The following is a 6,902-nucleotide window of genomic DNA, read 5'->3' on the forward strand; positions in this document are numbered from 1 at the left end:
GTACAGCTCCCGGTCCACCAACGCGCGGCCGGTGCTGGTGGCGTAGGCGGCGAAGACACCGATCTGGGAGTTCTCGGTGCGGCCGGCGGTGCCGGAGTAGGCGCTGCACTCCGGCCGAGGTGGTGCCCTTCTTGATGAAGCCGGTGTCATCGACGATGAGCACCCCGCCGTCATCGCCGAGGTGCTTGGCGACGTATGACTGCAGGTTGTCGCGGACGTCGTCGGCTTCCCAGGTTGCTCCGTTCAGCAACCGCTGGAGGCCATCAGGGGTGCGATGCCCGGCGAACTCGGCCAGTTGCCAGCCGTTCTTGCGGCCGACGGGGGCGAGCAGGCCCCGCACATAGTCCCGCATCCGGCGCCGCAGGTCGGCACGGCCAAACCGGTGGCCAATGCAGAGGAGAAGGTCGTCGAGTTCTCGTTCCCAGTTCGCGTCCGCATGTTCGTCGATCATGCTGGGAGGCTGTCCGCATCTCAGCCCAGCCATTTCCCCGGCCCACTCGTTGGAGGGGCGGTCCGGCAAGACCGCCCCAGACACAACACCAGCCGACTACACTCGGCCAACGCTCTGACCAGGCCAGATAGCGAAACGCTGCTGGAGTACTAGGGGCTGTCTTCAGTTGTGATCAAGCCACGGGCCGGGTGCCAGTCCGGTAGGACGGTGTTGTGACACGTGCGCAACTCACCGACACCGAGTGGGAGTTCATCGGGCCGTTTCTGCCGGTAGGCAGGTTCGGCCCGTACCCCGAGCGGCTGCGCGAGCAGTTCGAGGGAGTGATCTGGCGGTTCCGCACCGGCAGCCAGTGGCGGGAGATGCCCGAGCAGTTCGGCGCCTGGCAGACCGTCTACAACCGCTTCATGCGATGGCGCGACGCGGGCGTCTTCGAGGCCCTGCTGGAAGAGGCGATCGCCGAGGCCGCCCGCAGGGACGAGATCGACATGTCCCTGGTCAGCGTAGATTCCACCACCACACGGGCCCATCATGATGCGGCCGGCATGCGGGTCAGCGAACAGACCCTGGCGGCGCTGGAGGAGGCGGCCTCGCAAAAGGGGGAACGTCGGAGGAACAAGGCGGACAGGACGGTGAAAGCGATCCGGCCCGCGCTGAACGCCGACGCATCCGCCGCAGACGGCGGGCCCGGCTGAAGGCCGCTCTGCTCGGCCGGTCCCGCGGCGGGCTGACCAGCAAGATCCACCTGGCCGCCGACCGGCACTGCCGGCCGATGGCGCTCCTTCTGACCGCCGGGCAGGCCGCCGACAGCCCCCAGTTCATCCCCGTCCTGAACAAGGTACGGGTCCGCCTGCCCGTCGGCCGTCCCCGTACCCGGCCGGCCGCCGTGGCCGGTGACAAGGCCTACTCCTCCCGCGCCAACCGCGCCCACCTGCGCAAACGCCACATCCAGGCGGTCATCCCGGAGAAGAAGGACCAAGCTGCCAATCGCAGGAAGAAAGGCAGCCGTGGCGGCAGGCCCGTCACCCACGACGCAGATCTCTACCGTGACCGCAACACGGTCGAGCGGGCCATCAACAGGATGAAGGACTGGCGCGGCATCGCGACCCGCTACGACAAGAAGCCCGAGAGCTACCTCGCCGGACTCCATCTCCGCGCAGCGACCATCTGGATCAGCAGCCTCCTGAAACCCATTGATCACAACTGAAGACAGTCCCTAGGTCGATACCACTGGCGATGCCAGCCGAGGTGACCACCCGGTCGTCGGCGGTGTACAGAACATCGCGGATGACCGCCGCCTTGGGGTAGCGGCGTGCGAGCTCGTCCTGCACATCATGGTGGGTGGTGCAGCGGTGGCCTCGAGCAGGCCGGCCCGGCCGAGCGCCTCGGCTCCGGCGCAGACGCTGGCAACGGTCCCGCCCCTGGCGTGGTGGTCCCGGAGGGACCGCAGGGAGGGCGCGCCGATGAGAGGACTGTCGGCCAGAGCGAGCACTCGCCAGCCGGGCACCACGATCAGGTCCTCGGGGGCGAGCTCGGGCCAGTCGAGCCGGGCCGCCGACCACATCACCGCCACCCGCCTGGCGCTGGCCCAACTGCCGAAGAATACCGGCGCGGGCGCCGGACCCTGATACGCGCCGACTCCGCGGGCGGCACCCACGACTTCGTCGCCCGGCTCGCTCAGCGAGGCCGGTGGCTGTCCTACTCGGTCGGCATGGTGATCACCGAGGCGATCCACGAGCACGTGCTCAAGGTTCCGGCCTCGGCCTGGACGCCGGCCGTCGAGGCGGACGGCGAGATTCGTGACGGCGCCCGGGTCGCCGAACTCACCGGCGACGTCCTGAACGGCTGGCCGAGGGGCATGCGGTTGATCGTCCGGAAGGAACGGCCGCACCCGGGGGCCCAGTTGCGGCTCACGGACCCGGACGGCATGCGGCTGACCTGTTTCGCCTCCAACACCTCAAGCCGACCGATCGCCGAGCTCGAGCTCCGTCACCGGCTGCTGACCCGGGCCGAGGACCGCATCCGGGCCGCCCGGGCCACCGGCCTGCGCAACCTCCCCCTGAAGCATGCAGCCCAGAACCGGATCTGGCTGGAGACCGTGCAGATCGCTTTCGACCTGCCGGCCTGGATGCCGATGCTCGCGCTGACCGGCAAGGCCAGGGGCTGGGAACCCCGCCGCCTGCGGCTGCGCCTGCTCACCACGGCCGGACAGCTCGTCACCACCGGCCGCCGCCGGATCCTCCGCCTAGCCCGGCACTGGCCCTGGACCAGCCACATCACCGCCGCTCTCGAACGGCTCGCGCTCCTGCCGAACCCCGGCTGACCAAAGGTCCTCCCGTCCCTACGACAGCAGCTCAACAGCCGGAGCAGTGGAACCCGGCGCCCACCACGAGGCGACACTCGTGCCCTCGGCCTGCACAGCCTTCGCCCACGGCACGAAAACGGTCCACAGACTCCGTCGGCGGACCGTCACGTAGGGTCGGGGGCTGGCGCGGTGGCGTAGTGCGTACGCTCCGTTTCCAGCCCCCGCCGCATCGAACCGTGCGTGCGGTTCTCCCGCACACGGCTCACCGACGCCGTTCACCACCGGCATTCGGCCTGCCCCGCCAGTCCCGAAAGGGTCTGGGTGCAACGACGGTCCCGTGCAGGGCGACCAGCCCCAACGAGTCGGAGGCCGCGTGGGCAACCACCGACCAGCCGAACTTCCGGCTGCGCCGGTGCTTCTTGGCGATGAACCCGCCGATCCGCATCCGTGCGTACGAGCTGATCTGGTCAAACCGATGAGCCGAGTTCCCGAACCGGAAATACGCGGCCCATCCGCGTAGGAACGCGTTCACGTCCTCCACGATCACTTTGACCGGCCGCAACATCCTGCGCCGCTCCGTGAGTTCACGGATCCGGTCACGAGCATGCTGCACCGCCCTGTCCGAAGGCCAGCGAGCGAGGAAGGCGATCGGATGCCGCCCGCCACGAGGCCGGGACGTGACCCATCGGTGGTGGAAACCGAGGAAGTCCACTCCCTCGCCTCCGACCTGCAGGCGCACAATCCTGGTCTTGGCCGCCTTCGGCTCCAGGCCGAGTTCGGCCAGCAAGACCTTCAGCTGCCCAAGGGCAGCCTCGGCCTGCTCGCGGGTAGTGCACATCACCACGGCATCGTCGGCATAACGGACCAGGACCCCATGACGGCGCACGTCCCATGCCCGGTCCAGCCGGTGCAGATAGACGTTCGCCATCAACGGTGAAACCAGTCGGGTAGCGGGGACGCATTACTACGTCCCCGCCCCCTAAGAACCGTACGGGCACGTTATCCGCGCATACGGCTCAAGCAAGTCCTGAAGGCGTTCAGGCGTGCAGAGTTGCTGGTTCTCCATAGCCGCCAGGTGAGTCCCGGCGGCGGCAAGAGGAGTGGATGAGACGGAGTTTGCCCGTCACGTCGCGCGTCGTTGTGGCGATGTGCTGTTTGCGGACCGCCACTTGAGTAACGCGCACCCATTGTTCCCATTCGTGCGGGCTCTGTGGGTGCTGATCGGCGTGAAGCAGCAGCTCGTTGCAGAGAACGCACCGACCCGCTTGGATGCCCAGAAGGCGGCGGACCGATTCGCTCAACGGCGGAAGCGGCTGTTTGCTGCGGCGTTTCGCCCAGTAATCGGCGAGCGCCGGGTCATCGGGGGAGGCAGCCCCAACGACCATCGCGTGTCGGACGATTTTCGTCCAAGCGAATTTGGGCAGGTAGGCACCGGAGTCCCGGTCGCCGAATACCCATCGGTTCTGCTTGGACTTGTTGAACTGGTCGTAGTAGCGGTCAACAACCCACCACCGCGACTTGTTCGGGTGGTTGTGTCTGGCCCACCGGTAGGTGAGCTTCCACATATAGTCGTCGAGCGCGGAGAAGACCTCGCTCGACACCTCAGTCCGGTAGTAGGCGGCCCAGCCCCGAATAATCGGAGTGAGTTTCTTGAGAACTGCGGCGGCGTTCGACCCCCGCAGTGCGCGCATCTCTCCGCGCAGCCTCTCCCGGATCCGTCCCACGGCCTCCCGGCTGGGTTTGATCAGTACGAGCTTGTCATGATAGCGACGGACGTTGAAACCGAGGAAGTTAAAACCCTCATCGAGGCTAACGACTTGCGTCTTCTCCTCATTGAAGGTCAGCCCCCTGGGCTCCAGCCAGTCGGCAAGTCGCACCTTGACCCTTTCCGCATGCTCCCGGCTGTGGCACAGGGCCACAAGATCGTCAGCATAACGGACCAACACAGGAGAGTCAGGTGCAGTCTCGAGCCCTCCTCGACTGCGATAGTGATACCTGACCCCTACGGCCTTTTCCATCCCATGCAGGGCGATGTTCATCAACACTGGGCTGATCACACCGCCTTGCGGAACCCCTTCATCGGTCGGCGCTAATTCTCCCTTTTCCATCACGCCCGCCTTCAGCCACTCCCGTATGAGCCCGCGCGCGGGAAACGTTCCGAGAAGGCCGAGAAGATGGTCGTGGTCGATTCGGTCGAATGCTGCTGACAGATCGGCATCGAGAATCCACCGGCGTTTGGGGCCACGCCCCTTCACCACCTGATAGATGGCCTCAATGGCGTCATGGCAGCCGCGGCCCGGTCGGAAGCCGTAAGATTTAGGCTCGAACCGCGCCTCCCACTCAGGTTCCAGAGCATTCTTCGCTCGCGCTTGCAATACGCGATCGACGATCACCGGAATACCGAGCGGACGCCGTTTTCCATTCGACTTCGGAATGAAGACCCGCCGAACTGGGCGGGCGTGCCAAGGCTTGGCCTGCCGGTGCATCCACTCCGACAGTGCTGCCTTTCCTGGGGAGGTCAGAACAACCTTCCCATCCACACCCGCAGTCTTGCGGCCAGCGTTCTCCTCCGTCACCCGCCGCACGCTCACCAGCGTGTTGGACCGGGAGCGGAGCATCAACTTCTGCAAATTACGGACCCGCTTGAGGTCCCCTGCCTTGCTTGCCGTGAAGATCCGCTGCCTCAGACGTCGTACGTCCTCCTCGGCGGCACGCCAATGAACGGCGCCCCATTCCAAAGGAGCGCCCGCAGGTCCGTTCACGTCGGCGTTAATCGCCTCGGTGTCCAACTTGCCCTCCAGTTCCGAAGTTGAGTCAGAATTTCTTTCACAGACTCACCTGGTTCGCGTCAGCTCCCTTGCGGGCCGAGCACAAAGTCCCGTATCCGGCCAGTTATGCGGGAGACCACTGGAAGCCGTGGCTATTCTCCCGGTTTCCTGCTTCCTTTCGGCTGCCGGCATTCGCTTCTCGAACCATCCTGTCCCACTGGGGGTATCCGCCTCCCTCGCGGTTGGCCTACCAAGGACGACATGTTTGCCGCCTCGGACCCCAGCCGGGGTTTCCGTGTTCCACACGTGTGAGATACGACCGGGTTGGGTGCCCTCTTTATCCCGGGGCGGTGGTGTCCTTCCGGGCGAACGGGAGTGGCCCACCCGGCACCTGTCGTTTCACAACGACCAGCCCTACTGCCCTGCTGTCACAACCCATCGCAGAGCATCCTCAGTCACGAGACATCAACCAAGGGTTCAGTCGCCTTCACCCGTCCGGTCTTCCCCTCGCCCGTAGCTCCCGGATGGAACGGGAGCCCTCTGGCTTTCCCCCCGAGCTCCGCACCCTGCCGTTACCAGCAACGCACGTCGGGGCGGGGACTGATCACATGGACACTGATCAGGATCTACACCGTCGACATCGTCGAACCTCCAAAGATGCAATCACTCATAACGTGCAACCTCACGTCGCACCACCGCCTTGTGGGGTTCCGGTCACCGGCCGACGGACCTGCCCGTCCTCCATCACCCCGGCCCGCAGCATTACACGCAGGAGTTTGAGGACCGACCGGTCGCAGACGCGTTCCTCGACCGCCTGCATCAACTTCTCATGCGGAATCGCCTCGAAACAGTTGGCGATATCCAACTCCACCACCCAGCGCCTGCCCCGCCATGCCTCATCGATCAAGACTTGGAGAGCATCGTGCGCCCCGCGCCTGGGCCTGAACCCGAACGAGCACGGCAGCATGTCGGCCTCGAAGACCGGCTCGAGCACGATCTTCAGCGCCGCCTGCACGATCCGGTCGCGGACGGAAGGGATCGACAGCGGTCTCTGTTCCGCCGTCGTGCCGGCTTTCGGGATGAACACCCGGCGCGCGGGCAGCGGCCGCCAGCAGCCCTCCTTGAGTTCCACGGCCAATTCGTCAAGGAGCCGGTCGATGCCGTACTCCTCGACCTGAGCGAGAGTGATGGCGTCAATGCCCGGAGCGCCATCGTTTCGACGCACCGTTGCCCACGCGCGCCGCAGGACGTCCCTGCGGTGGATCTTGTCCCCCAGCGCGTGGAACCGTCGTCCGGGATCGGCCTTGGCCGCCCGGTAAAGCGCATACTGCAAGGCTCGGACCGGATCCAGCTTCAGGGATCCCGATGTGGCGGAACTAGG

Annotated in this window: 3 protein-coding genes and 4 pseudogenes; 2 read left to right on the forward strand and 5 right to left on the reverse strand. The window is 66.0% G+C overall.

The genetic code is table 11. The features are described from left to right. A pseudogene (locus NQU54_RS47755) lies at nucleotides 1-451 on the reverse strand (IS701 family transposase); the annotation flags it as partial. 212 nt (nucleotides 452-663) lie between these two features. Between NQU54_RS47755 and NQU54_RS47760 the strand changes: the two are divergent. Further along, a pseudogene (locus NQU54_RS47760) lies at nucleotides 664-1,655 on the forward strand (IS5 family transposase). Nucleotides 1,656-1,665: 10 nt separating this feature from the next. Here the strand turns inward: NQU54_RS47760 and NQU54_RS47765 are convergent. After that, nucleotides 1,666-2,000, reverse strand: a pseudogene (locus NQU54_RS47765) (DJ-1/PfpI family protein); the annotation flags it as partial. Between NQU54_RS47765 and NQU54_RS47770 the strand changes: the two are divergent. Next, nucleotides 1,990-2,771: pseudogene (locus tag NQU54_RS47770) on the forward strand (transposase); the annotation flags it as partial. The pseudogenes NQU54_RS47765 and NQU54_RS47770 overlap by 11 nt on opposite strands. Before the next feature lie 244 nt (nucleotides 2,772-3,015). On the opposite strand, the gene NQU54_RS47775 reads toward NQU54_RS47770, so the two are convergent. The 3 genes from NQU54_RS47775 to NQU54_RS47785 all read right to left on the reverse strand — a co-directional run. Then, nucleotides 3,016-3,681, reverse strand: coding sequence for a group II intron maturase-specific domain-containing protein (locus NQU54_RS47775; protein ID WP_257636521.1), 666 nt, complete (start codon nucleotides 3,679-3,681; stop codon nucleotides 3,016-3,018). A gap of 109 nt (nucleotides 3,682-3,790) precedes the next feature. Further along, nucleotides 3,791-5,542 (reverse strand): group II intron reverse transcriptase/maturase, encoded by a 1,752-nt coding sequence (gene ltrA / locus NQU54_RS47780; RefSeq protein ID WP_257636522.1) that lies wholly within the window; start codon nucleotides 5,540-5,542, stop codon nucleotides 3,791-3,793. 661 nt (nucleotides 5,543-6,203) lie between these two features. Beyond that, the coding region (locus NQU54_RS47785) for a reverse transcriptase domain-containing protein (RefSeq protein ID WP_257636523.1) at nucleotides 6,204-6,902 on the reverse strand (699 nt) is incomplete at its 5' end.

It is taken from the genome of Streptomyces malaysiensis subsp. samsunensis, assembly GCF_024519315.1.
Classification (GTDB): Bacteria; Actinomycetota; Actinomycetes; order Streptomycetales; family Streptomycetaceae; genus Streptomyces; species Streptomyces malaysiensis.